Annotated in this window: 25 protein-coding genes and 1 other annotated feature; of the genes, 17 read left to right on the top strand and 8 right to left on the bottom strand. The window is 55.8% G+C overall.

Annotation, left to right across the window (positions count from 1 at the left end):
- The first annotated feature begins 72 nt into the window (after window positions 1–72).
- A complete protein-coding gene (gene trpR / locus B8P98_RS23870) occupies window positions 73–402 on the top strand; it encodes a trp operon repressor (RefSeq protein ID WP_025711740.1) in 330 nt (109 codons plus the stop codon).
- Here trpR and yjjX read toward each other — a convergent pair.
- A complete protein-coding gene (gene yjjX / locus B8P98_RS23865) occupies window positions 389–904 on the bottom strand; it encodes an inosine/xanthosine triphosphatase (RefSeq protein WP_025711739.1) in 516 nt (171 codons plus the stop codon). The genes trpR and yjjX overlap by 14 nt on opposite strands.
- 113 nt (window positions 905–1,017) lie before the next feature.
- Between yjjX and gpmB the strand changes: the two genes are divergently transcribed.
- Complete coding sequence (gpmB, locus tag B8P98_RS23860) at window positions 1,018–1,665, top strand: 2,3-diphosphoglycerate-dependent phosphoglycerate mutase GpmB (protein WP_025711738.1); 648 nt, start codon at window positions 1,018–1,020, stop codon at window positions 1,663–1,665.
- Here the strand turns inward: gpmB and robA are convergent.
- A complete protein-coding gene (gene robA / locus B8P98_RS23855; protein ID WP_095033473.1) occupies window positions 1,662–2,531 on the bottom strand; it encodes an MDR efflux pump AcrAB transcriptional activator RobA in 870 nt (289 codons plus the stop codon). The genes gpmB and robA overlap by 4 nt on opposite strands.
- A 209-nt stretch (window positions 2,532–2,740) precedes the next feature.
- Between robA and creA the strand changes: the two genes are divergently transcribed.
- From creA to creD, 4 genes are read left to right on the top strand one after another with little or no spacing between them, the layout of a single operon-like run.
- Complete coding sequence (gene creA, locus B8P98_RS23850) at window positions 2,741–3,214, top strand: protein CreA (protein ID WP_002887814.1); 474 nt, start codon at window positions 2,741–2,743, stop codon at window positions 3,212–3,214.
- A 12-nt stretch (window positions 3,215–3,226) separates the two neighbouring features.
- The gene (gene creB, locus B8P98_RS23845) at window positions 3,227–3,916 is read left to right on the top strand and encodes a two-component system response regulator CreB (protein WP_080924927.1); all 690 of its coding nucleotides are present in this window, start codon (window positions 3,227–3,229) and stop codon (window positions 3,914–3,916) included.
- Complete coding sequence (gene creC / locus B8P98_RS23840) at window positions 3,916–5,340, top strand: two-component system sensor histidine kinase CreC (protein WP_025711734.1); 1,425 nt, start codon at window positions 3,916–3,918, stop codon at window positions 5,338–5,340. Before creB ends, creC begins: the two co-directional genes overlap by 1 nt.
- A 60-nt stretch (window positions 5,341–5,400) precedes the next feature.
- Window positions 5,401–6,759 carry a cell envelope integrity protein CreD gene (creD, locus tag B8P98_RS23835; RefSeq protein WP_025711733.1) on the top strand — a complete coding sequence of 453 codons (1,359 nt, stop codon included), beginning with the start codon at window positions 5,401–5,403 and terminating at the stop codon, window positions 6,757–6,759.
- Window positions 6,760–6,822: 63 nt separating this feature from the next.
- Here the strand turns inward: creD and arcA are convergent, their stop codons facing one another.
- On the bottom strand, window positions 6,823–7,539 hold the full coding sequence (arcA, locus tag B8P98_RS23830) for a two-component system response regulator ArcA (RefSeq protein WP_002887843.1): 717 nt from the start codon (window positions 7,537–7,539) through the stop codon (window positions 6,823–6,825).
- 95 nt (window positions 7,540–7,634) lie between these two features.
- On the opposite strand from arcA, the gene yjjY reads away from it, so the two are divergent.
- The 7 genes from yjjY to B8P98_RS23790 all read left to right on the top strand — a co-directional run bounded on the left by yjjY (window position 7,635) and on the right by B8P98_RS23790 (window position 14,577).
- Window positions 7,635–7,775: a YjjY family protein gene (gene yjjY / locus B8P98_RS23825; RefSeq protein WP_004146984.1), complete on the top strand. Its 141-nt coding sequence runs from the start codon at window positions 7,635–7,637 to the stop codon at window positions 7,773–7,775.
- Window positions 7,776–8,171: 396 nt separating this feature from the next.
- Window positions 8,172–8,858 (top strand): tRNA/rRNA methyltransferase, encoded by a 687-nt coding sequence (locus B8P98_RS23815; RefSeq protein ID WP_025711732.1) that lies wholly within the window; start codon window positions 8,172–8,174, stop codon window positions 8,856–8,858.
- A 211-nt stretch (window positions 8,859–9,069) separates the two neighbouring features.
- Entirely contained in the window at window positions 9,070–9,138 is a 69-nt protein-coding gene (gene thrL / locus B8P98_RS23810) for a thr operon leader peptide (protein WP_004222578.1), read from the top strand.
- Window positions 9,077–9,194 (top strand) — a sequence feature (Thr leader region). Its footprint overlaps the gene before it by 62 nt.
- A 25-nt stretch (window positions 9,195–9,219) precedes the next feature.
- Window positions 9,220–11,682 carry a bifunctional aspartate kinase/homoserine dehydrogenase I gene (thrA, locus tag B8P98_RS23805; RefSeq protein WP_095033472.1) on the top strand — a complete coding sequence of 821 codons (2,463 nt, stop codon included), beginning with the start codon at window positions 9,220–9,222 and terminating at the stop codon, window positions 11,680–11,682.
- Between the two features lies 1 nt (window position 11,683).
- A complete protein-coding gene (gene thrB, locus B8P98_RS23800; RefSeq protein WP_080924930.1) occupies window positions 11,684–12,613 on the top strand; it encodes a homoserine kinase in 930 nt (309 codons plus the stop codon).
- 3 nt (window positions 12,614–12,616) lie between these two features.
- The gene (gene thrC / locus B8P98_RS23795) at window positions 12,617–13,897 is read left to right on the top strand and encodes a threonine synthase (protein ID WP_095033471.1); all 1,281 of its coding nucleotides are present in this window, start codon (window positions 12,617–12,619) and stop codon (window positions 13,895–13,897) included.
- 305 nt (window positions 13,898–14,202) lie between these two features.
- On the top strand, window positions 14,203–14,577 hold the full coding sequence (locus tag B8P98_RS23790) for a hypothetical protein (RefSeq protein WP_080897750.1): 375 nt from the start codon (window positions 14,203–14,205) through the stop codon (window positions 14,575–14,577).
- A 70-nt stretch (window positions 14,578–14,647) separates the two neighbouring features.
- On the opposite strand, the gene yaaA is transcribed toward B8P98_RS23790, so the two are convergent.
- A complete protein-coding gene (gene yaaA / locus B8P98_RS23785; RefSeq protein WP_095033470.1) occupies window positions 14,648–15,421 on the bottom strand; it encodes a peroxide stress protein YaaA in 774 nt (257 codons plus the stop codon).
- 77 nt (window positions 15,422–15,498) lie between these two features.
- Window positions 15,499–16,929 (bottom strand): alanine/glycine:cation symporter family protein, encoded by a 1,431-nt coding sequence (locus tag B8P98_RS23780; RefSeq protein ID WP_095033469.1) that lies wholly within the window; start codon window positions 16,927–16,929, stop codon window positions 15,499–15,501.
- A gap of 202 nt (window positions 16,930–17,131) precedes the next feature.
- Between B8P98_RS23780 and tal the strand changes: the two genes are divergently transcribed.
- The 3 genes from tal to B8P98_RS23765 all read left to right on the top strand — a co-directional run bounded on the left by tal (window position 17,132) and on the right by B8P98_RS23765 (window position 20,196).
- Window positions 17,132–18,085 carry a transaldolase gene (tal, locus tag B8P98_RS23775; RefSeq protein WP_025711724.1) on the top strand — a complete coding sequence of 318 codons (954 nt, stop codon included), beginning with the start codon at window positions 17,132–17,134 and terminating at the stop codon, window positions 18,083–18,085.
- 99 nt (window positions 18,086–18,184) lie between these two features.
- Complete coding sequence (gene mog / locus B8P98_RS23770) at window positions 18,185–18,772, top strand: molybdopterin adenylyltransferase (RefSeq protein ID WP_025711723.1); 588 nt, start codon at window positions 18,185–18,187, stop codon at window positions 18,770–18,772.
- Window positions 18,773–18,891: 119 nt separating this feature from the next.
- Window positions 18,892–20,196 (top strand): MFS transporter, encoded by a 1,305-nt coding sequence (locus B8P98_RS23765; RefSeq protein ID WP_080897749.1) that lies wholly within the window; start codon window positions 18,892–18,894, stop codon window positions 20,194–20,196.
- Window positions 20,197–20,256: 60 nt separating this feature from the next.
- Here B8P98_RS23765 and satP read toward each other — a convergent pair whose 3' ends face one another.
- The 3 genes from satP to B8P98_RS23750 form a co-directional block, all read right to left on the bottom strand.
- Complete coding sequence (satP, locus tag B8P98_RS23760; RefSeq protein WP_025711721.1) at window positions 20,257–20,823, bottom strand: acetate uptake transporter; 567 nt, start codon at window positions 20,821–20,823, stop codon at window positions 20,257–20,259.
- Between the two features lie 88 nt (window positions 20,824–20,911).
- The gene (msyB, locus tag B8P98_RS23755) at window positions 20,912–21,661 is read right to left on the bottom strand and encodes an acidic protein MsyB (RefSeq protein ID WP_025711720.1); all 750 of its coding nucleotides are present in this window, start codon (window positions 21,659–21,661) and stop codon (window positions 20,912–20,914) included.
- Between the two features lie 29 nt (window positions 21,662–21,690).
- The gene (locus B8P98_RS23750; RefSeq protein WP_025711719.1) at window positions 21,691–22,095 is read right to left on the bottom strand and encodes a DUF2541 family protein; all 405 of its coding nucleotides are present in this window, start codon (window positions 22,093–22,095) and stop codon (window positions 21,691–21,693) included.
- Between the two features lie 397 nt (window positions 22,096–22,492).
- Here B8P98_RS23750 and dnaK point away from each other — a divergent pair, with 397 nt between their 5' ends.
- The gene (gene dnaK, locus B8P98_RS23745; protein ID WP_004204234.1) at window positions 22,493–24,409 is read left to right on the top strand and encodes a molecular chaperone DnaK; all 1,917 of its coding nucleotides are present in this window, start codon (window positions 22,493–22,495) and stop codon (window positions 24,407–24,409) included.
- Window positions 24,410–24,450 lie beyond the last annotated feature (41 nt).

The raw sequence follows: 24,450 nt of genomic DNA, 5'->3' as shown, positions 1-24,450 counted from the left end.
TATGCTTTGTACTCGTTGAAGAGTACATTCGACGGGCAGCGTAAGCTGCCCGTCTCAATATGGTGGCGCGATATGACCCAACAATCTCCCTATTCCGCGGCCGTTGCCGAACAACGTCATCAGGAGTGGCTGCGTTTTGTGGCGCTGTTGCAGCAGGCCTACGCCGAGGATCTGCATTTGCCGTTGCTGCAGCTGATGCTGACCCCCGACGAGCGCGAAGCGCTGGGCACCCGGGTGCGGATTATCGAAGAGCTGCTGCGTGGCGAGATGAGCCAGCGCGAGCTGAAAAATGAGCTCGGCGCCGGAATTGCGACCATTACCCGCGGGTCGAACAGCCTGAAATCGGCGCCGGTTGAACTGCGCCAGTGGCTGGAGCAGACGCTGCTGACTAGCGATAAATAGCGTTGTGGAACGGACTTAACGCCAGTACAACCGCCTGATGATACACGCTGCTGCGGGTCAATTTGCCGGCGGTGAAAACCCCAATCGCTCCCTCTTTACGACCAATCTGATCGATGCCGGTATACTGCGACATGACCGGCCCGAGGGCTTCGCCAGCGCTAACCTGCTTAAGAATGACCTCAGGCAAAGGCAGGGTGGCTGAGCGCGCTTCTCCGCGCCGATCTGCGCTTTCGATGACCACCCAGCTAAAGGTGCTGCCATCGTCGATGCCGGCTTCGATGGCCACCCAGAAATCGGCATGGGGCTGAGCGATACGCGCATTGGCGACGCGATTTCGTGCGCCAGCGCGCGTTTCCTCGCTGCCAAAGGGCTGTTCCGGCACGCCGCTCTCGACGGAGACGGACTCAATGTGGCAGGATCCTTCGCCGAAAATCTCGTCAAAAGCCTGCAGAATTGCCTGAATTTTGGCGGGATTAGTGGTCGCTGAGACAACATGGTGCATAATCAAAACAACTCAGAATAAACTAACGTCATCGCAGTATACTCTAAATCACCCTCAGGTCAGGCGGTAATGCCCAATCGCGGTTGATAGCGAGTCCAGAACGGAAAAAAAGCATGTTACAGGTATACCTTGTTCGCCACGGTGAAACGCAGTGGAACGCCGAGCGACGTATTCAGGGTCAGTCCGACAGCCCGCTGACCGCACATGGTGAGCGCCAGGCCTGGCAGGTTGGCGAGCGCGCCAGAACGCTGGGGATCACCCATATCATTACCAGCGATCTGGGACGAACCCGTCGTACCGCAGAGATTATCGCCGAAGCCTGCGGCTGCAGCGTGATCGCCGATGCGCGTCTGCGCGAGCTGGATATGGGAGTGCTGGAGAAGCGCCATATCGACTCGCTCAGCGAAGAAGAAGAAGGCTGGCGCCGCCAGCTGGTCAATGGTACGCCGGATGGTCGTATTCCGCAGGGTGAATCGATGCAGGAGCTTAGCGAACGTATGCATGCGGCGCTGGCATCCTGTCTGGATTTACCGGCCGGTAGCCGACCGTTACTGGTGAGTCATGGTATCGCGCTGGGCTGCCTGGTGAGCACGATTTTAGGACTGCCGGCATACGCCGAGCGTCGTCTGCGTTTGCGCAACTGCTCAATCTCGCGTGTCGACTATCAGCAAAGCCCGTGGCTGGCTTCCGGTTGGGTGGTGGAAACGGCGGGCGACGTCTCGCATCTGGACGCCCCCGCGATGGACGAGCTGCAGCGTTAACGACGGATCGGGATCAGATACTCGCAGCGCAACTGAATCGGCGTTGCCTGATCCCGGCTGTCATCTTCGGGGTAGAAGCGTTCAATATCCAGCCCTTTGCGACGCGTCAGGTTCAGCATCGGCATGCAGGTGCCGTAGACCGTCAGGATGAACTCCTGCAGGCCGGTGCCCAGTCCTTCATACGTAAACATGACGTACTCGCCACCCTCCAGGGTGACCGGGTGGGCGTTCTGCAAATGGCCGTTAGCCATCTCCGGCGTCAGCGCGGTGGTATAAAATACTTCCTGTTCGTCGTCTTTCTCCAGGCTCGGACGCGGTTCATGTAGCCCGTAGAGCACCGGGGGGATCGACGGCGAGTTGCCGAGGAAGTCACGCCAGAACTGGACCCGCATCTGATTACGGAAATCCGAGATCTCTTCGAGCTTACAGGTATAACTCTGGGTGACACCAAGCAAATGCGTGGCAGACAGCGTGACAAATTCATGTTTCGGTAGCGTGAACTCGCCAAGACGCAGCGGTGGACGCATACCGAATGAGCTCCAGTCCGGCGAGCGGCGGTAAAGCGCCGGCGTTAGCGAAAACTGTTTTTTAAACGCCCGGGTGAAGGTCTGCTGTGAGTCGAACCGGTACTGAAGCGCGATATCGAGGATTGGACGGGCAGTAAGACGTAATGCGACAGCAGATTTTGATAACCGGCGCGCGCGAATATAGGCACCGATGGCGTGGCCAGTGACATCCTTAAACATTCGCTGTAAGTGCCACTTGGAATAACCCGCCTTCGCCGCCACATTGTCCAGTGAAAGCGGCTGATCCAGGTGACCTTCCAGCCAGCTCAGGAGATCGCGAATAATCCCTGCTTGATCCATAAAATGTCCCCATCCTTAAACACAGGTGCCTGATATTAAAGTAGCGGATAATAGCATTTTTTGATGTTTTAGCATTCAGTGTTTTTTTTGCTTTTAAATGCGGTAGGTCAGTGGAACTGAACGATAATTTTGTAAAGCTGTGATCTATAAACCTTTTCCGCTAAGTGCGTGATAATCACTCAGCTATATTTTTTAATAATGGTAACAATATGAAATACAAGAAGTTTGCGATGGGGCTGCTGCTGCTGGCCGGCAGCCAGCTGGCTCAGGCAGAGCAGATTGGTTCTGTGGATACGGTGTTCAAATGGTTAGGGCCGGATCACAAAATTGTCGTCGAAGCCTTTGACGACCCGGATGTGCAGAACGTGACCTGCTATATCAGCCGGGCGAAAACCGGTGGCATCAAAGGCGGGCTGGGTCTGGCGGAAGATACCTCCGACGCGGCGATTTCCTGCCAGCAGGTTGGGCCGATTGAGCTGACGGACAAAATCAAAAACGGCAAAAGTCAGGGCGACGTCGTTTTCCAGAAGCGCACCTCGCTGGTGTTTAAAAAACTGCAGGTCGTGCGTTTCTATGATGCGAAGCGCAATGCGCTGGTCTACCTGACCTATTCAGATAAAGTGGTTGATGGTTCGCCGAAGAATGCCATCAGCGCCGTGCCGATCATGCCATGGAATAAATAAACGGGAGCGCGCATGCAGCAGCCACGGATTTGGTTAGTTGAGGATGAACAGAGTATCGCGGATACCCTGGTTTATATGCTGCAGCAGGAGGGCTTTGAGGTTACCGTTTTTGGCCGCGGATTGCCCGCGCTGGAGGCGGCGGTGCATCAGGCGCCCGATGTCGCCATCCTCGACGTCGGCTTGCCGGATATCAGCGGCTTTGAGCTCTGTCGGCGCCTGCTGACGCGTTATCCGGCGCTGCCGGTGCTGTTTTTGACGGCGCGTAGCGACGAGGTCGATAAGCTGCTGGGACTGGAAATCGGCGCTGACGATTACATCGCCAAGCCGTTTTCACCGCGCGAAGTCTGCGCGCGGGTGCGAAGCGTGCTGCGGCGGTTGCAGAAGTTTGCTGCGCCATCGCTGGTGGTACGCGTTGGCGAGTTTGTACTCGATGAGCAGGCGGCGACGATAAGCTGGTTTGGCCAGCCGCTGAACCTGACGCGCTACGAATTTCTGCTGTTGAAAACCCTGTTGCAGGCGCCCGGTCGCGTCTTCTCCCGTCAGCAGCTAATGGAGCTGGTGTGGAGCGATGCCTGGGAAAGCCTTGACCGCACCGTCGATACCCATATCAAAACCCTGCGCGCCAAGCTGCGGGCCGTGAACCCTGAGATCGCGCCAATCAATACCCATCGCGGCATGGGCTACAGTCTGGGGCGTGGCTGATGCGCATCGGTATGCGCCTGCTGCTGGGCTATTTTCTTATTGTCGCGATCGCCGCGTGGTTTGTGCTGTCGATCTTTGTTCAGGAAGTGAAACCGGGCGTGCGCCGGGCGACAGAGGGAACCCTCAACGATACCGCCACCTTGCTGGCAGCGCTGGCGCGTGACGATCTGCTGGCGGCAAACCCGCAGCAGGGCCGGCTGGCTGAGGCCTTTCACCAGCTTAACCAGCAGCCGCTCAACGCCAATATCGGCGGGATTAAAAAGGTGCGTAATGAGTACCGTGTCTATCTGACCGATGCTCAGGGCAAAGTGGTGTTTGACTCCAGCGGACAGGCAACAGGCCAGGACTATTCGCGCTGGAACGACGTCTGGCTCACCCTGCGCGGCCAGTACGGCGCACGCAGTACGCGCAGCGATCCGCATGACGAAACCAGCTCGGTGATGTATATCGCCGCGCCGGTGATGGATCAGGGGCGAATTATCGGCGTGCTGAGCGTTGGTAAACCCAACCTGGCGATGACGCCGGTCATTAAGCGCAGCGAGCGGCGTATCCTCTGGGCGGGTGGCGCACTGCTGGGCATTGCGCTGCTGATCGGCTGCGGCGTTGTCTGGTGGATTAATTTTTCTATTGGCAAGCTGGTGCGCTATGCGGACTCGGTGACCGCTGAGCGCCCGCTGCCGCTGCCGGAGGTGGGCAGCAGCGAACTGCGCAAGCTGGCGCAGGCCCTGGAGAGCATGCGGGTGAAGCTTGAGGGCAAAAATGCCATCGAAAACTATGTCTATGACCTGACTCACGAGCTGAAGAGCCCGCTGGCGGCCATCCGCGGCGCGGCGGAGATCCTGCGCGAAGGGCCGCCGCCTGAGGTGGCGGCGCGGTTTACCGCCACTATCCTCGCGCAGAACACCCGAATGCAACTGTTGGTGGAGCAGTTACTCCAGCAGGCGCGGCTGGAAAACCGACTGGAGATAAAGCAGCAGCCGGTGTCGATAGATGCGCTATACCAACGCCTGGCGGAAGAGCGCGACGTCCCCCTGACGACAAAAGCTATCACGCTACGCTGGCAGAGAAGCGGAATAACGGTGAATGGCGATGATGATCTGCTGGCCCAGGCGCTGGGCAATCTGCTCGATAACGCGATTGATTTTACCCCGCACGGCGGCGAGATCGCTCTGACGGCGGAGAAGCGAAATGAAGAAGTGCAACTGAGCGTCACGGATAATGGATGCGGTATTCCGGACTATGCCCTGGCGCGGATCTTTGATCGCTTCTATTCGTTGCCGCGTGAAGATGGCCACAAGAGCAGCGGCTTTGGGCTGGCATTTGTTCGTGAAGTGGCGCGTCTGCATCAGGGCGATATCCGTTTGCATAATCGCCCTGAAGGCGGCGTGGTCGCCACGCTACGACTTCACCGTCCCTTCACATAACTTCAAATTCTCCCCATATAGCCGCCCTATCGTAAGTCCATCATGATAGGGAGAAAGGCTATGTTGAAATCACCGTTATTTTGGAAAATCAGTACCTTATTAGGTTGCGTGCTGTTGTTGTCCTTGCCGTTAATGATGGTCAGGGAGCTTATAAATGAGCGGGCGGATTATCGCAGCGAAGTGGTGGAGGCCATCGAGCAGAGTACCAGCGGCTCGCAAAAACTTGCCGGGCCGCTGATCGCCATTCCGGTGACCGAGACGCTGTCCCGCATGGAGAACCAAAAAGAGGTCGACTATCAGCGGAGCTGGGTGTACTACTGGCTGCCGGAGTCGCTGGCGGTTAACGGCGAACAGACCGTGGAGTCGAGACGGGTAGGGATCTACAGCGGTCAGGTCTGGCATAACACCCTGCAGATTAAGGCTACGTTCGATCCGCTGCGTCTGGCGACGCTGAGAAAAAAGAATATCGTCTTAGGCGAGCCGCGGCTGGTGGTGAGCGTCGGTGATGCTCGTGGGATAGGCGCTATTCATGCCCCGGAAGTCAACGGCACCGTATTAAGCGTGGAGCCAGGGTTGGGGATAAGCGGCGATGGTGCGGGGATCCATATGCCGATGCCCGCGCTGGCGGAGGACAACAAGCCGCTTGAGATCGCTTTCTCCCTCGATTTGAACGGGACGGGAGAATTTTCGCTGGTGCCACTCGGGCGCAACAGCGAGCTGCAACTGAGCAGTAACTGGCCGCATCCCGGCTTTCTCGGCAGCTTCCTGCCAACGAAACGGGAAGTGAATGCTGCCGGCTATCGCGCCCACTGGCAAAGCAGCTGGTTTGCCAACGACATGGGCAGCTATTTCAAGGATGATATGGAGATCCCGTGGTTGCGGCTTCCGGCGTTCAGTGCTGATGTAATGTCGCTTGCCGACCAGTATCAGCTAACCGATCGGGCGACAAAATATGCCATTCTGTTGATCGGACTGACATTTATGGCTTTTTTCGTGTTCGAGAGCCTGACCCGTCGCCCCCTGCATCCGATGCAATATTTGCTGGTAGGATTATCGTTGGTACTGTTTTACCTGGTGCTGCTGGCGCTCTCAGAGCACGTGGGGTTTACCGCTGCCTGGCTGGCGGCCAGCTTGTCCGGCGCAGTGATGAACGGGGTCTACTTACAGGCGGTGCTCAGAGGATGGCGCAATAGTTTGCTGTTTGTCGCCGCGTTACTGTTGCTGGATGGGGTCATGTGGTTTTTGCTGCATTCTGAGGACAGCGCGCTGCTGCTGGGCACTGGCGTGCTGGCGCTGGCGCTGAGCGCCCTGATGTTTTTGACCCGCCGCGTGGACTGGTATGCACTATCGTTGCCGAAAGGCACTACGCCTCCGCCGCCCGCTACCGATGACGACAAGCTGCGTCTCTGGAAAGAGTGACGGTATAAAAAAACGGCGCCCTGAGGGCGCCGTTTTTACATCATGGCTGCGAAATAAAACGTATTATTCCTGCAGGTCGCCACAGAAACGGTAGCCTTCACCGTGGATGGTGGCGATGATTTCCGGAGTATCCGGAGTGGATTCGAAGTGTTTACGAATCCGACGAATGGTCACGTCAACGGTACGGTCATGCGGCTTCAGCTCGCGACCGGTCATTTTCTTCAGCAGCTCGGCACGAGACTGAATTTTGCCCGGATTTTCGCAGAAGTGCAGCATTGCGCGGAACTCACTGCGCGGCAGCTTGTACTGCTCGCCGTTCGGGCTCACCAGGGAACGGCTGTTGATATCGAGTTCCCAGCCATTGAACTTGTAGCTTTCCACGCTACGGCGCTCTTCGCTCACGGTACCGAGGTTCATGGTACGGGAGAGCAGGTTACGTGCGCGGATAGTCAGTTCACGCGGGTTAAACGGTTTAGTGATATAGTCGTCAGCGCCGATTTCGAGGCCAAGGATCTTATCCACTTCGTTGTCGCGGCCAGTTAAGAACATCAGCGCGACGTCAGCCTGCTCGCGCAGTTCGCGAGCCAGCAGAAGACCATTTTTACCCGGCAGGTTGATATCCATGATCACCAGGTTGATATCATTTTCAGAGAGGATCTGATGCATTTCCGCGCCATCGGTCGCTTCGAATACATCGTAACCTTCTGCTTCGAAAATACTTTTTAACGTGTTGCGTGTTACCAACTCGTCTTCAACGATAAGAATGTGCGGGGTCTGCATGTTTGCTACCTAAATTGCCAACTAAATCGAAACAGGAAGTACCAAAGTCCCTGACCTGCCTGCTGCATGTCGCAAATTAACATGCGCGGCGTAACATGACTAAAGTACGTAATTGCGTTCTTGATGCACTTTCCATCAACGTCAACAACATCATTAGCTTGGTCGTGGGTACTTTCCCTCTGGACCCGACGGTGTCAAAAACGGCTGACATCCTAACCATTTTAACAGCAACATAACAGGCTAAGAGAGGCCGAACACCCAATAAAACTACGCTTCGTTGACATATATCAAGTTCAATTGTAGCACGTTAACAGTCTTGTGAAATCATTGCATCGTCATGCTCTTTATAGTCACAATCCTTACCCAGCTCAACTAGTTGCGTGGATAAATTAATAAATACACTGAATCCAACGTGAGAAACGATGCATAAGATGAAATTTCATTGCCCATCATATGGATAAATGGGTTCTGTTAACATACTCCTTGTGCTGGCCTCTTGAGAACAGTTTAGATTTTTTTATGGATAAGAAAACGCAATTTTAGTGATTTTTGTTGCAAATTTGTAAATTTTCACCGCGTAAAATGGGGAGCATAGTGCCTCAATAACGCCTGAGAGAGAGAAAGAAACCGCAATGCGTTTAACGATCATTTTAGTCGGTCCCGCGCGGGCCGAGAACGTCGGCGCCGCTGCCAGGGCAATGAAAACCATGGGATTTCGCGATCTAAGGATTGTGGACAGTGAGGCCCATCTGGCGCCGGCGGCACGCTGGGTGGCGCACGGCTCAGGCGACATCCTCGATGGCATCACCACGTACCCTACCCTTGCCGAGGCGCTGCACGACGTCGATTTTACCGTCGCCACTACCGCCCGCAGCCGCGCACGTTTTCACTATTACGCCACGCCGCAGCAGCTGTTGCCGCTGCTGCAAGAGAAGGCGCAGTGGATGAACCATACTGCACTGGTGTTTGGCCGTGAAGACGCCGGATTGACCAACGAGGAGCTGGCGCTGGCTGATGTACTCACCGGCGTGCCGATGGTGGCAGATTATCCATCGCTGAATCTCGGCCAGTCGGTGATGGTCTACTGTTATCAATTAGCATCACTTATGCAACAATCGGCACCGTCCGCCAATGCGGCAGACCATCATCAACTGCAGGCGTTACGAACTCGTACCCTGGCATTACTTTCGCGTTTGGGCGTGGAGGATGATGCCAAACTGGCCGATTGGTTGTCGCAACGAATGGGACTTCTGCAGCAGCGCGACACGGCAATGTTGCATCGTTTGCTGCATGATATTGAAAAAAACCTCTCAGAATAAAGTTCTGTCATAATTTTTAATTATGGTTTTGTGTGCTGTTTGTTAAGGCGATATTCCGCCGATCTGGATGTTTTTTCTTGCCGCAGCGGGGCAATACGTAAGCCGGCTGAAATGGGGGTAATTGAGAAATTCATTGACTTAAGACGGCAGATACTTTAACCAATATAGGCAGGACACACAGACAGATAAAAATACAGAGTACACAACATCCATGAATCGCATCGGCATGATTACCACCATTATCACCACCACCATTACCACAGGTAACGGTGCGGGCTGACGCGTACAGGAAACACAGAAAAAAGCCCGCACCTGAACAGTGCGGGCTTTTTTTTTGACAAGAGATCAAGGGGTAAGAACCATGCGAGTGTTGAAGTTCGGCGGTACATCAGTGGCAAATGCGGAACGGTTTCTGCGGGTTGCCGATATTCTGGAGAGTAATGCCAGGCAGGGGCAGGTAGCGACCGTACTATCTGCCCCGGCGAAGATCACCAACCACCTGGTGGCGATGATTGAAAAAACTATCGGTGGCCAGGATGCCCTCCCGAATATTGCCGACGCTGAACGCATTTTTGCCGAACTTCTTCAGGGTCTTGCCGATGCCCAGCCCGCTTTCCCGCTTGCCCAACTGAAAGCCTTCGTTGAGCAGGAATTTGCTCAGATTAAGCATGTTCTGCACGGCATCAGCCTGCTGGGCCAGTGTCCGGATGGGGTTAATGCCGCGCTGATCTGCCGTGGCGAAAAGCTCTCCATCGCCATCATGGCAGGCCTGCTGGAAGCCCGTGGTCATAAAGTCAGTGTGATTAACCCGGTCGAAAAACTGCTCGCGGTGGGCCACTATCTGGAATCCACCGTCGATATCGCCGAATCCACCCGCCGGATTGCCGCCAGCCAGATCCCGGCAGACCATATGATCCTGATGGCCGGATTTACCGCCGGCAATGAGAAGGGCGAGCTGGTGGTACTGGGCCGCAACGGCTCCGACTATTCGGCTGCGGTACTGGCCGCCTGCCTGCGCGCCGACTGCTGTGAAATCTGGACCGATGTCGACGGGGTGTACACCTGTGACCCGCGCCAGGTACCGGATGCGCGCCTGCTGAAATCGATGTCTTATCAGGAGGCGATGGAGCTCTCTTACTTTGGCGCGAAAGTACTGCACCCGCGCACTATCGCCCCTATCGCCCAGTTTCAGATCCCATGCCTGATTAAAAATACCGGCAACCCGCAGGCCCCGGGAACGCTTATCGGCGCCAGCCGCGACGAAGATGACCTGCCGGTGAAAGGCATCTCAAATCTCAACAACATGGCGATGTTCAACGTCTCCGGACCGGGGATGAAGGGTATGGTCGGCATGGCGGCCCGCGTCTTCGCGACCATGTCCCGCGCCGGTATCTCAGTGGTGTTGATCACGCAATCCTCTTCCGAATACAGCATCAGTTTCTGCGTGCCGCAGAGCGACTGCGCGCGTGCTAAACGGGCGATGGAAGATGAGTTTTATCTAGAGCTGAAAGAGGGGTTGCTGGAGCCGCTGGCCATTATGGAACGTCTGGCGATCATCTCCGTGGTAGGCGATGGAATGCGTACCCTGCGCGGTATCTCGGCGAAATTTTTTGCCGCGCTGGCCCGCGCCAATATCAATATCGTGGCGATTGCCCAGGGCTCTTCCGAGCGCTCTATTTCGGTGGTGGTCAGCAATGATGACGCCACCACCGGCGTGCGCGTGACCCACCAGATGCTGTTCAACACCGACCAGGTGATCGAAGTGTTTGTCATCGGCGTCGGCGGCGTCGGCGGCGCGCTGCTGGAGCAGATTAAACGCCAGCAGGGCTGGCTGAAGAATAAACATATCGATCTGCGGGTCTGCGGTGTAGCCAATTCTCAGGCGCTGCTGACCAGTGTGCATGGCCTGAATCTGGAGAACTGGAGTGAAGCGCTGGCCGAGGCGAAAGAGCCGTTTAATCTTGGCCGCTTGATCCGCCTGGTGAAAGAGTACCATCTGCTGAACCCGGTGATCGTCGACTGTACCTCCAGTCAGGCGGTCGCCGATCAGTACGCCGACTTCCTGCGCGAAGGTTTCCATGTGGTGACGCCGAACAAAAAGGCCAACACCTCTTCGCTGGATTATTACCACCAGCTGCGTCATGCGGCCAGCAGCTCGCGGCGTAAGTTCCTTTATGACACTAACGTTGGCGCGGGCCTGCCGGTTATTGAGAACCTGCAGAACCTGCTTAACGCTGGCGATGAGCTGCGCCACTTTTCCGGGATCCTTTCGGGTTCCATGTCGTTTATTTTCGGCAAGCTGGACGAGGGTGTAAGTTTCTCTGCGGCGACGGCGCTGGCCCGTGAGATGGGGTATACCGAGCCGGATCCGCGTGACGATTTATCCGGGGTGGATGTCGCGCGTAAGCTGCTGATCCTGGCCCGTGAGACCGGGCGTGAACTGGAGCTGTCGGATATTATCGTTGAGTCGGTGTTGCCGCCGGACTTCGATGCCAGCGGCGATGTCGAAGCCTTTATGGCCCGGCTGCCGTCGCTGGACGATGGGTTCGCCTCGCGGGTTGCTAAGGCGCGGGATGAAGGTAAAGTCTTGCGCTACGTCGGTAACATCGAAGAGGATGGGACCTGCCGGGTAAAAATTGCCGCGGTTGACGGCAACGATCCGTTGTTCAAAGTCAAAAATGGTGAGAACGCGCTGGCCTTTTACAGCCACTATTATCAGCCATTGCCGCTGGTGCTGCGCGGCTATGGTGCCGGGAACGACGTCACGGCGGCCGGCGTATTCGCCGACCTGCTGCGCACCTTGTCCTGGAAGTTAGGAGTTTAAGATGGTCAAAGTATATGCCCCGGCTTCCAGTGCCAATATGAGCGTCGGGTTTGATGTGTTGGGCGCGGCGGTTACGCCGGTCGATGGCACGCTGTTGGGCGATAACGTCACCGTCGAAGCGGCGGAGCAATTTAGCCTGCAGAATCTGGGTCGTTTCGCCAGCAAACTGCCGACCGTGCCGCAGGAGAATATTGTTTACCAGTGCTGGGAAAGTTTTTGCCGGGAAATTGGTAAGACGGTACCGGTCGCGATGACGCTGGAAAAAAACATGCCGATCGGCTCCGGGCTGGGATCCAGCGCCTGCTCGGTGGTCGCTGCGCTGGTGGCCATGAACGAGTTCTGTGGTAAGCCGCTCAACGAGACGCGCATGCTGGCGCTGATGGGAGAGATGGAAGGGCGTATCTCCGGCAGCATTCACTACGACAACGTAGCGCCGTGCTATCTTGGCGGTATGCAGTTGATGATCGAAGAGAACGGGATTATTAGCCAGCAAGTGCCCGGGTTTGATGAGTGGTTGTGGGTGCTGGCTTACCCGGGGATTAAAGTCTCCACCGCCGAGGCGCGGGCGATTCTGCCGGCGCAGTACCGCCGCCAGGATTGTATCGCCCATGGCCGCCACCTCGCGGGCTTTATTCATGCCTGCTATACCCGCCAGCCGCAGCTGGCGGCAAAATTGATGAAAGATGTCATTGCCGAACCGTACCGAACCAAACTGCTGCCGGGTTTCAGCGAAGCGCGTCAGGCGGCAATGGAGATAGGTGCCCAGGCTTGCGGTATCTCCGGCTCTGGCCCGACGCTGTTCGCGTTGTGCGATAAACCGGAAACCGCGCAGCGCGTCGCCGACTGGCTTGGCGCGCACTATCTGCAGAATCAGGAAGGCTTTGTTCATATTTGCCGGCTGGACACGGCGGGCGCACGCGTAGTGGGATAACCAATGAAACTGTATAACTTAAAAGATCACAACGAGCAGGTCAGCTTTGCGCAGGCCGTCACCCAGGGACTTGGCAAGCATCAGGGTCTGTTCTTTCCGCACGATCTGCCGGAATTCAGCCTGACTGAAATCGACGACATGCTGGCGCAGGACTTTGTCACCCGCAGCGCCAAAATTTTATCGGCCTTTATCGGCGATGAGATCCCGCAGGACGTTCTGCAGCAGCGGGTGCGCGCGGCGTTTGCCTTTCCGGCGCCGGTAAGCAAGGTGCAGGACGATGTCGGCTGCCTGGAGCTGTTCCATGGCCCGACCCTGGCGTTCAAGGACTTCGGCGGCCGCTTTATGGCGCAGATGTTGACCCACATCGCGGGCGATAAGCCGGTCACCATCCTTACCGCGACCTCTGGCGATACCGGCGCGGCCGTGGCGCATGCTTTCTACGGTCTGCCGAACGTCAAAGTGGTTATCCTCTATCCGCGCGGCAAGATCAGTCCACTGCAGGAGAAGCTGTTCTGTACCCTCGGCGGCAACATTGAAACCGTGGCGATTGATGGCGACTTTGATGCCTGTCAGGCGCTGGTGAAGCAGGCGTTTGACGATGAGGAACTGAAGGTCGCGCTGGGGCTTAACTCGGCTAACTCCATCAACATCAGCCGCCTGCTGGCGCAGATCTGCTACTACTTCGAAGCGGTGGCGCAACTGCCGCAGGAAGCCCGCAATCAGCTGGTGATTTCCGTGCCAAGCGGTAACTTCGGCGATCTGACCGCCGGTCTGCTGGCGAAATCGCTGGGTCTGCCGATCAAGCGCTTTATCGCTGCCACCAATGCTAACGACACCGTTCCCCGCTATCTGCAGGGCGGCGAGTGGGCGCCAAAAGCCACTCAGGCGACGCTGTCCAACGCCATGGACGTCAGCCAGCCGAACAACTGGCCGCGCGTTGAAGAGCTGTTCCGCCGTAAAATCTGGCGCCTGAGCGAGCTGGGCCATGCCGCGGTCGATGATGAGACGACCAAAGCGGCAATGCGCGAGCTGAAGGACATTGGCTACATCTCTGAACCGCATGCGGCAATTGCCTGGCGCGCGCTGCGCGATCAGCTGCAGCCGGGAGAGTACGGCCTGTTCCTCGGCACCGCCCATCCGGCGAAATTCAAAGAGAGCGTGGAGGAGATCCTGCAGGAGACTCTGCCGCTGCCGAAAGAGCTGGCCGACCGCGCCGACCTGCCGCTGCTGTCTCACAACCTGTCGGCGGATTTCGCCGCGCTGCGCAAGCTGATGATGGGCTAAGTCTGGCGATATGATTGAGCAAACCGGGCGAACGTTGCCCGGTTTTTTATATTCACCATCCCTGTCGAAACAGGTTATTTCCTGCCGTAAAGTTGTCCGCAGTATTCGATTGTCAGCGCTTTACTTTTGTTGCAAACTATTTCCGGCGTTTTCACCATCTACGTGATAATTAAAGCTAAATTTATTGTTTTAATTTATTATTTCTGCCTGATTGTATTGATGCTGATTATTTAATTATTGCATCGCGATAAATTTAAAGATGGCAATTACACACGTTTATTTGACACGGTTTTCAAGGAGGAAACATGCGTATTTTATCTTTTATTCTTCTGTTCGCTTTGATCGGCTGCTCCGGGACAACGATTGGTGGTAATGAAGATAAATTAAGCCCGGCCTATCTGAAACAACATCTCATTGTCGGGAAAACCACTAAAGCGGAGGTTCGTCAGTATTTTGGTGCGCCCGATGCCGGTCATACGACGGTTACTGCTTCGGGTAAAGAGAGCTGGTATTATTCAGTAGATAAAGGGATCAACCTGGTCAGCCTCGCGGGCTCCATGATTCCGGTGACCGGGGCATCGCAAGCTGCCGATGCGGTCGATAAGTCCAGTCAAAAAGATTCGAACTCGCTGATGGTTTTCTTCGATGAAAAAGGCGTGGTGGAAAACTGGGTTCGTTAAAATAATTTATCATCTTGTTTATTTATATTGAAAAGGGGAATGATTCCCCTTTTTTATTTACCGCAACGTGTTACTGCTCGTGGCGTTTAAACACCAGCTCGCCTTTCTCCGAGGCATCTGCATCAAAGAAATAACCTTCGCTATTAAAGGCCTTGAGCTGCTCCGGCTGGGTTAAGCGGTTTTCAATAATGTACCGGCTCATCAGGCCGCGGGCTTTCTTGGCATAGAAGCTGATCACTTTGAATTTACCGTTTTTCTCATCAAGGAACACCGGCTTGATCAGCTGGCCCTGCAATTTTTGCGTTTTCACCGATTTAAAATACTCGTCGGAAGCCAGGTTGATAACGATATCGTCCCCCTGGGCCTGTAGCGCCTGATTCAAGGTATCAGTAATGGTATCGCCCCAGAACTGGTACAGATCTTTGCCGCGCGGATTTTCCAGGCGGATGCCCATCTCCAGGCGGTAGGGTTGCATCAGATCCAGTGGGCGCAGCACGCCATACAGACCGGAGAGCATGCGCAGATGCTGCTGGGCGAAGTCGAAGTCATCTTCGGTGAACGTTTCTGCCTGCAGACCGGTATAGACGTCGCCTTTAAACGCCAGGATCGCCTGACGGGCATTTTGCGGCGTAAAATCAGGATGCCAGTCGTGGAAACGGGTGGCGTTCAGATCCGCCAGCTTGTCGCTAATGCTCATCAGCTTGCCAATCTGCGGCGCGGAAAGCTGGCGGGCGACGTTAATCAACTGCTGAGACTCGCTCAGTAGCTCGGGTTGTGTGAAGCGAGTGGTCGCCAGGGGGCTTTGGTAATCAAGCGTTTTAGCAGGTGAAATCAGAATCAGCATATTCAGTCCTTGCAGGCAATTTTCGCTGACTGTAACAAAAAAAAGCCTGCAGGGGATCGATAGCTGTGATTGCCGCGTTATTCGCGCGGCAATTCATTCCAGGCGCCCGGGGCCAGCTGTTGGTCAATATCCGGGTAACGAGTGGCATCGAAAGTGGGCTGGATACCCAGCCGCCGCTGACGCAGATAATCGCTGGCGATAAGTCGCACCGTCGGGGAGAGCAGCAGGATGGCCGTCAGGTTGGTCATAGCCATCAGCGCCATGATGATATCCGCGCTCTGCCAGATGACCGGCAGGCTAATCATGGTTCCCAGCAGCACCATCAGGACGGTGATTATCCGTAGCGCCCAGATATAGCGCGGTGTGTCCAGGCGCAGGAAAACCAGATTATTTTCCGCATACACGTAGTTCGCCACGATAGAGCTAAAGGCGAACAGCAGCACGATGAAGGCGATAAAATCCGCCCCCCAGCCGCCCACCAGCACGCTCATTGCGTGTTGTAAATCCTGAATACCATTGAGCGTATATTCATTGTCGGGCCGCGGCGCCAGCATGACGATGACCGCGCTGGCGGTACAGATCACGATGGTATCGATGAACACGCCAATCATCTGCACGATCCCCTGCGCCGCCGGATGCGGCGGCCAGGAGGCGGCGGCGGCCGCGGCGTTAGGCGAAGAACCCATCCCAGCCTCATTGGAAAACATGCCGTGCTGAAAGCCGCTGGTCAGCGCCTGGCTGATGGTGTAGCCCACCGCGCCAGCGGCGGCCTCCTGCCAGCCGAAGGCGCAGCGAAAGATGGTGGCGAAAATTGTCGGCAGGGCGGTGACGTGCCACAAACCGATGAGCAAGCTGGTGGCAATCCACATGAGCGCCATGATGGGGACAATCCACTGCATCAGGCGCGCCACACCGCGTAAACCACGGAGGATCGCCAGTAACACGAGGATGGCCAGCACGCCGCCGCTGACCGCTGCCGGCAGATCGAACGCATAATGCAGGGCATGGGCTACGGAGTTGGCCTGCACGGTGTTGAAGATAAAGCCATAGGCCAGCAGAAGCAGGATCGAAAACAGGACGCCCATCCAGCGCATGCCGAGCCCGCGCGCCATATACCAGGCCGGGCCACCGCGAAACTGCCCGCGGCTATCGCGCTCTTTATACAGCTGAGCAAGGGAACATTCAGCAAAGCTGCTGGCCATGCCGAGCAGGGCGGAAACCCACATCCAGAATACGGCGCCGGGCCCGCCGGCGGCGATCGCCAGCGTCACCCCGGCCAGATTGCCGCTGCCCACCCGGGCGGCAAGACTGGTACAGAGCGCCTGAAAAGACGTTAAACCACCTGGCTGCGGGTGTAGGCTTTTTTTCAGACTGCGGCCAAACTTGCGGACGTAACGGAACTGAATACCCCGGGTTTGCCAGCTAAACCAGATGCCGGCGCCCAGTAACAGATAAATCATTACCGAGCCCCAGAGTATTTCATTGATAAATGAGAGAAAATCAGGCATTAAACGTCCTCTTGTCTATGCCGGCACGCCAGTGTAAGCGTTACCAATTAAGTGACAATCCTTTCGCTTTCAGCAAATTAATCTGCATAGTTTATCACACTCTGCGCTCTTCTCTCGTCGGCGGTTGCGCTGACCCGGCAGCGTGTTATCATCTGGGCAGACCGGTTACATCCCCTTAACTGCTGTTTAAGAGAAATATATCATGACGGATAAATTAACTTCTCTGCGTCAGTACACCACTGTCGTCGCTGACACCGGAGATATTGCGGCAATGAAGCTGTATCAGCCTCAGGATGCCACCACCAACCCTTCCCTGATTCTCGGCGCGGCTCAGATCCCTGAGTACCGTAAGCTGATTGACGACGCAGTGACCTGGGCTCGCAGCCAGAGCAGCGATCGCGCGCAGCAGATCCTCGATGCTTCCGACAAGCTGGCGGTGAACATTGGTCTCGAAATTCTGAAGCTGATCCCGGGCCGTATCTCCACCGAAGTGGATGCGCGTCTCTCCTATGATACCGAAGCGTCTATCGCGAAAGCCAAGCGCATTATCAAGCTGTACAACGACGCGGGCATCAGCAACGATCGCATTCTGATCAAACTGGCCTCCACCTGGCAGGGCATTCGCGCCGCTGAACAGCTGGAAAAAGAAGGCATCAACTGTAACCTGACGCTGCTGTTCTCCTTCGCGCAGGCTCGCGCTTGCGCCGAAGCGGGCGTCTTCCTGATTTCGCCGTTCGTTGGCCGTATCCTCGACTGGTACAAAGCCAACACCGACAAGAAAGAGTACGCACCGGCAGAAGATCCGGGCGTGGTTTCCGTCAGCGAAATCTACGAATACTACAAGCAGCACGGCTATGAAACCGTGGTGATGGGCGCAAGCTTCCGTAACGTTGGCGAAATTCTGGAACTGGCTGGCTGTGACCGCCTGACCATCGCGCCGGCGCTGCTGAAAGAGCTGTCCGAAAGCGAAGGCGCGGTTGAGCGTAAGCTGGTGTACACCGGTGAAGTGAAAGCCCGTCCGGAGCGCATTACCGAGTCTGAGTTCCTGTGGCAGCATAATCAGGATCCGATGGCGGTAGACAAACTGGCGGAAGGTATCCGTAAGTTTGCGATCGACCAGGAAAAACTGGAAAAAATGATCGGCGAACTGCTGTAATCCCGCAGGTGGCCGACGCCCGTCGGCCACATTACACTGTCTGTCCCGCCTCCGGCAGTGTATCATTTCGTTTAACGCCACAGTTTGAACGGAATAACCATGAATACCTTACGAATCGGCTTAGTTTCCATTTCCGATCGCGCCTCCAGCGGCGTCTATCAGGATAAAGGCATCCCGGCACTGGAAGAGTGGCTGGCGCGTGCCCTTACCACCCCCTTCGACCTGCAAACTCGCCTGATTCCGGACGAACAGGCCATCATTGAGCAAACGCTGTGCGAACTGGTTGACGAAATGGGGTGCCACCTGGTGCTGACCACCGGCGGAACGGGTCCTGCGCGTCGCGATGTGACGCCTGACGCAACGCTGGCGATTGCCGATCGGGTGATGCCGGGCTTCGGCGAGCAAATGCGCCAGGTTAGCCTACACTTTGTGCCGACGGCTATCCTTTCCCGGCAGGTCGGGGTGATCCGCAAGCAGGCGCTGATCCTCAACCTTCCCGGACAACCGAAAGCGATTCAGGAGACCCTGGAAGGGGTAAAAGATGCTGACGGCAAGGTACTGGTGCACGGTATTTTTGCAAGTGTACCATATTGTGTACAGTTGCTTGAGGGGCCTTATGTCGAAACGGATGGCCAGGTGGTAGAAGCATTCCGTCCCAAAAGTGCCAGACGCGAAACTTTATCCTGAATTTGATGCAATTGTGACATAACCTGCATCGCTGATGGTGTGCCGTTTTATTTACGATATAGTGCTGTTTACTTTACACACTATAAAATACGCAGCACACCTCAGGATGAAATCGCGTTATGTCATATGCAAACCGACCTCTTAACCGCCAGGATTATAAAACGCTGACGCTGGCCGCCCTTGGCGGCGCGCTGGAGTTTTATGACTTCATCATTTTTGTCTTCTTCGCCACCGTCGTCGGTGAGCTTTTCTTTCCCGCCGATATTCCGGAATGGCTGCGCCAGGTGCAGACTTTTGGCATTTTTGCCGCCGGTTACCTGGCGCGTCCGCTGGGAGGGATCATCATGGCCCACTTTGGCGATCTGGTGGGGCGCAAGAAAATGTTCACCCTCAGCATCCTGCTGATGGCGTTGCCGACCCTGGCGATTGGCCTGCTGCCGACCTATAGCTCGGTGGGTATCGTCGCGCCGCTGCTGTTACTGCTGATGCGTATTCTGCAGGGAGCGGCGATCGGCGGGGAGGTGCCAGGCGCCTGGGTGTTTGTCGCCGAGCATGTCCCGGAAAAACGTATTGGTATCGCCTGCGGTACGCTGACGGCCGGCCTGACGGTAGGCATCCTGCTGGGATCGGTAGTGGCGACGCTTATCAATACCAGCCTGACGCCGCAGGGTATCCACGACGGCGGCTGGCGGATCCCTTTCCTGCTGGGCGGCATATTTGGTCTGATCGCGATGTATCTGCGCCGCTGGCTGCAGGAGACGCCAATCTTCCTTGAGATGCAGCAGCGCAAAGCGCTGGCGCAGGAGCTACCGGTCAAAGCGGTGGCGCTCAAGCATCAGAAGGCGGTAGTGATCTCTATGTTGTTGACCTGGCTGCTGTCAGCAGGCGTGGTGGTGGTGATCCTGATGTCACCGGTCTGGCTGCAGAAGCACTATGGCTTTGCGCCGGCCATTACCCTGCAGGCCAACAGTATCGCCACCATTATGTTGTGTATCGGCTGTTTACTTGCCGGACTGGCGGCGGACCGCTTCGGCGCCAGCCGCACCTTTATCGTCGGCAGTCTGCTGCTGGCGGTTGCCAGCTGGGCATTTTACCATCTTGCCGGCGCCAGCCCGCAGCGCTTGTTTCTGCTCTATGGCACGGTGGGGCTGTGCGTCGGCGTCGTGGGGGCGGTGCCTTATGTGATGGTGCGGGCCTTCCCGGCGGAAGTACGCTTCACCGGCATCTCGTTTTCCTACAACCTGTCATACGCGATCTTTGGCGGCCTGACGCCGATTGCCGTCACCATGCTGATGGGCGTGTCGCCCATGGCGCCAGCCTGGTATGTACTGGCCCTGTCGCTGATGGGACTGGGATTAGGTATCTGGCTACGTCAGGGGCTGACGGCGCCAGCGGAGTTGCCGGAAGGGGAGCTACAGCGTTAAAGATGACTCGCCGATGATGACTGACATGCCGCCGCCCTGCGACAGGACGGCGGCAGACGATTAGCGTGGTTCGCCGATCGGCAGGACGGTACGGCCAAACTGTTCGTTCAGCACTTCACCCATTGCCAGGTAAATAGCGCTGGCGCCACAAACCAGGCCGACCCAGCCGGCCACCTTCACGATGCCTTCGTTATCGGCCAGATGGCCAATCGCCAGCAGCGCGAACAGTACGGTCAGGCTCAGGAAGACAAACTGCAGCATGCGGGCTGCCTTCAGGGTGCCAAAGAACATGAACAGGGTAAATACGCCCCACAGACCAAGGTACATACCGAGGAAGTGCGCGTTCGGAGCTTCCGCCAGGCCCATTTTAGGCATCAGAAGGATAGCAACCAGCGTCAGCCAGAAGCTGCCGTAGGAGGTAAAAGCGGTTAAGCCAAAGGTGTTACCTTTTTTATATTCCAGCAGACCGGCAAAAATTTGCGCAATACCGCCGTAAAAAATGCCCATCGCCAGGATAGCTACATCGAATGCGAACAGGCCGCTATTCGCCAGGTTAAGCAGAATAGTGGTCATGCCGAAGCCCATAAGGCCCAGCGGTGCCGGATTAGCCAACTTAGTGTTGCCCATAATTCCTCAAAATTATCATTAAAAGGGAAGCATTACCCCGTACCTTGGCGGCGGGGCGCGGCATAATAATGAGGCGCGAAAAGGCTGTCTATGATCTGGCGGGGTATTTTTCACCAATTTCTGTTGCCCCCGGCGGCGACTGGAGCATTTGCCGCAAACAGGCAATATGCAGGACCGCAGGAATGGTCACCCGGTAGGCGCTGCCGCTTACCGCTTTGACGCTATTCAGCGCGGCGCCAATCGGCCCGCCCAACCCGGCGCCGCGCACCAGCCCATGGCCGATAACGCTCACCGCGGCATGGGCGCGCAGGATGGCGGTTAAGCGTTCTTCCAGCAACAGGGTAACGCCTTCGCTCAGCTTGCGATGCTTTAGCAGATGGGGCAACAGGCTCTCCAGCTCGCTGCTCCGGCATTCCACCGCGGCGAGAAACTGCGCTTTTTGCTCTGCATCGAGCTTCTTCCAGCTATTTTGCAGAAAATGGGTCAGCAGCTGCTGCTCGATCTGCGGCGTCGTCATCTGTTTGTCGACCTTCGCCTTCAGCCGCTTGCAGACATCCAGCAGGATCGCGCGATAAAATTTGCCATGGCGACGTAGCGTATTGGCGATACTGTCGCCGCCAAAATGCTGCAGCTCGCCGGCAATCAGCTGCCAGTTGCGGCGATAGCGCTCCGGGTGGCCTTCCATTGCTAAAAAAGTCTCGTTGCGCAGAAGCGTGCTGGAGAGACGGGGTTTGCCGTTTTCGCCGTGGGTCAGAATCCGGGTAAAGGCTTCAAGATGCGCCTCGCTGCACTCAGACAGAAAGGCGAGATCGTCATCGGTCAGGTAGTTGATATGCATAAAGTCATCCCTCCTCAGGATAGCGGGCGTTAGTCGTCGCCGATAATTTTCAGTGAGGCCATATCAGAGGAGTTAACCGTGTGGCCGGAGAAGGCGATTTTTTTCACACAGCGTCGGGTGTCATTATCGCTGTTGATGGTGATCCAGCCCGTGGTGTTGCCCTCTTTGATCCCGGCCGGTACGTTCAGCGTATGGCTGGCACCGAAGCTGGCTTTAAAGTAGACCGTTGCCCCGGAGAGCTGTATATCGCCGCGATCGGCGCTGAGCTGAATGCGCTTGACTACCCGGCACACAGGAAGCGTAAGCGTGAGATCGTTGGTTTCATTGCGCGGCATGGCTATCACACCGAGGATTTTATGGTCGTTAGCGGCGGCTGAGGCGATCAGCGACAGGCTGAGAATCATCCCCGCGGAAAGCTGAATGAGTGATTTCATCAATTTGTTCCCTGAATAAGTGAAGTGCGACGGCGGGGGATATTATCACCAGGGAAACGGGGCTTTTAGCGCGCAAGTATTGCGGGTTATGTCAATGATATTATGAATATAATTAACTTTTTTATTCGTTATTTATATGTTCGCGTCCACGCCTTTTTTGACATCCTGCGACCTTTTCCAGGAAGTCGTTCGCAGCCGTGTGGAACCACGGTCGCCCGCCCGACGCAAAAAATTTTTATGCTTGCCCCTTGATGCCGGAGTGGGCGACCCCATCTTGTAGTCAACCGCAGTGAAGAACCTGAAAAAAAATGATGTCTGGGCAGTTGAAACCGCACGTTTCGCCCTTATTACAGGTTCACAACCACATGTTGATCGAATTTTTAGTGGAGACGTTTAGATGGGTAAAATTATTGGTATCGACCTGGGTACTACCAACTCTTGTGTAGCGATTATGGATGGCACTACTGCACGCGTGCTGGAGAACGCCGAAGGCGATCGCACCACGCCTTCTATCATTGCCTATACCCAGGATGGTGAAACTCTGGTTGGTCAGCCGGCTAAACGTCAGGCAGTGACAAACCCGCAAAACACCCTGTTTGCGATTAAACGCCTGATTGGCCGCCGCTTCCAGGACGAAGAAGTTCAGCGTGATGTTTCTATCATGCCATACAAAATTGTTGCCGCAGACAATGGCGACGCATGGCTGGATGTGAAAGGCACCAAAACTGCACCGCCGCAGATCTCTGCTGAAGTGCTGAAAAAAATGAAGAAAACGGCTGAAGATTACCTGGGTGAACCGGTAACTGAAGCGGTTATCACCGTACCGGCTTACTTCAACGATGCGCAGCGTCAGGCAACTAAAGATGCTGGCCGTATTGCTGGTCTGGAAGTCAAACGTATCATCAACGAACCGACCGCGGCTGCGCTGGCTTACGGTCTGGATAAAGAAGTTGGCAACCGTACTATCGCGGTATACGACCTCGGTGGTGGTACTTTCGATATCTCTATTATCGAAATTGACGAAGTTGATGGCGAAAAAACCTTTGAAGTACTGGCAACCAACGGTGACACCCACCTGGGCGGTGAAGACTTCGATACGCGTCTGATCAACTATCTCGTTGATGAGTTTAAGAAAGATCAGGGCATTGACCTGCGCAACGACCCGCTGGCGATGCAGCGTCTGAAAGAAGCCGCTGAGAAAGCGAAGATCGAACTGTCTTCTGCTCAGCAGACCGACGTTAACCTGCCGTATATCACTGCAGACGCGACCGGTCCGAAACACATGAACATCAAAGTGACTCGCGCGAAACTGGAAAGCCTGGTTGAAGACCTGGTTAACCGTTCCATCGAGCCGCTGAAAGTTGCTCTGCAGGATGCCGGTCTGTCCGTTTCTGATATCAACGACGTGATCCTCGTTGGTGGTCAGACACGTATGCCGATGGTGCAGAAGAAAGTGGCCGAGTTCTTTGGTAAAGAACCGCGTAAAGACGTTAACCCGGATGAAGCCGTGGCGATCGGTGCTGCCGTTCAGGGCGGTGTACTGACGGGTGATGTGAAAGACGTTCTGCTGCTCGACGTAACCCCGCTGTCACTGGGTATCGAAACCATGGGCGGCGTGATGACTGCGCTGATCAGCAAAAACACCACTATCCCGACCAAGCACAGCCAGGTGTTCTCTACCGCTGAAGACAACCAGTCTGCGGTAACCATCCATGTGCTGCAGGGTGAGCGTAAACGCGCGTCTGATAACAAATCTCTGGGTCAGTTCAACCTGGATGGTATTAACCCGGCGCCGCGCGGCATGCCGCAGATCGAAGTCACCTTCGACATCGATGCTGACGGTATCCTGCACGTTTCCGCGAAAGACAAAAACAGCGGTAAAGAGCAGAAGATCACCATCAAGGCGTCTTCCGGTCTGAATGAAGAAGAAATTCAGAAAATGGTTCGCGAAGCAGAAGCTAACGCCGAATCTGACCGTAAGTTCGAAGAGCTGGTACAGACTCGTAACCAGGGTGACCATCTGCTGCACAGCACTCGCAAGCAGGTTGAAGAAGCAGGCGATAAACTGCCGGCTGACGACAAAACTGCCATCGAGTCTGCACTGACCGCGCTGGAAACGTCGCTGAAAGGCGAAGACAAAGCGGATATCGAAGCGAAAATGCAGGCGCTGGCGCAGGCTTCGCAGAAGCTGATGGAAATTGCTCAGCAGCAGCACGCTCAGCAGCAGGCGGGTTCCGCTGACGCTCAGGCGAGCAACGCGAAAGACGACGATGTTGTCGACGCTGAGTTCGAAGAAGTGAAAGATAAAAAATAATCGCCCTTTGAACGGGTAAAACACTGGCACGGGCGAAGAGG

It is taken from the genome of Klebsiella quasivariicola, assembly GCF_002269255.1.
Classification (GTDB): domain Bacteria; phylum Pseudomonadota; class Gammaproteobacteria; order Enterobacterales; family Enterobacteriaceae; genus Klebsiella; species Klebsiella quasivariicola.
Note: the sequence above shows the minus strand (reverse complement) of the source record. Positions and strands in the feature narration are given on the sequence as shown.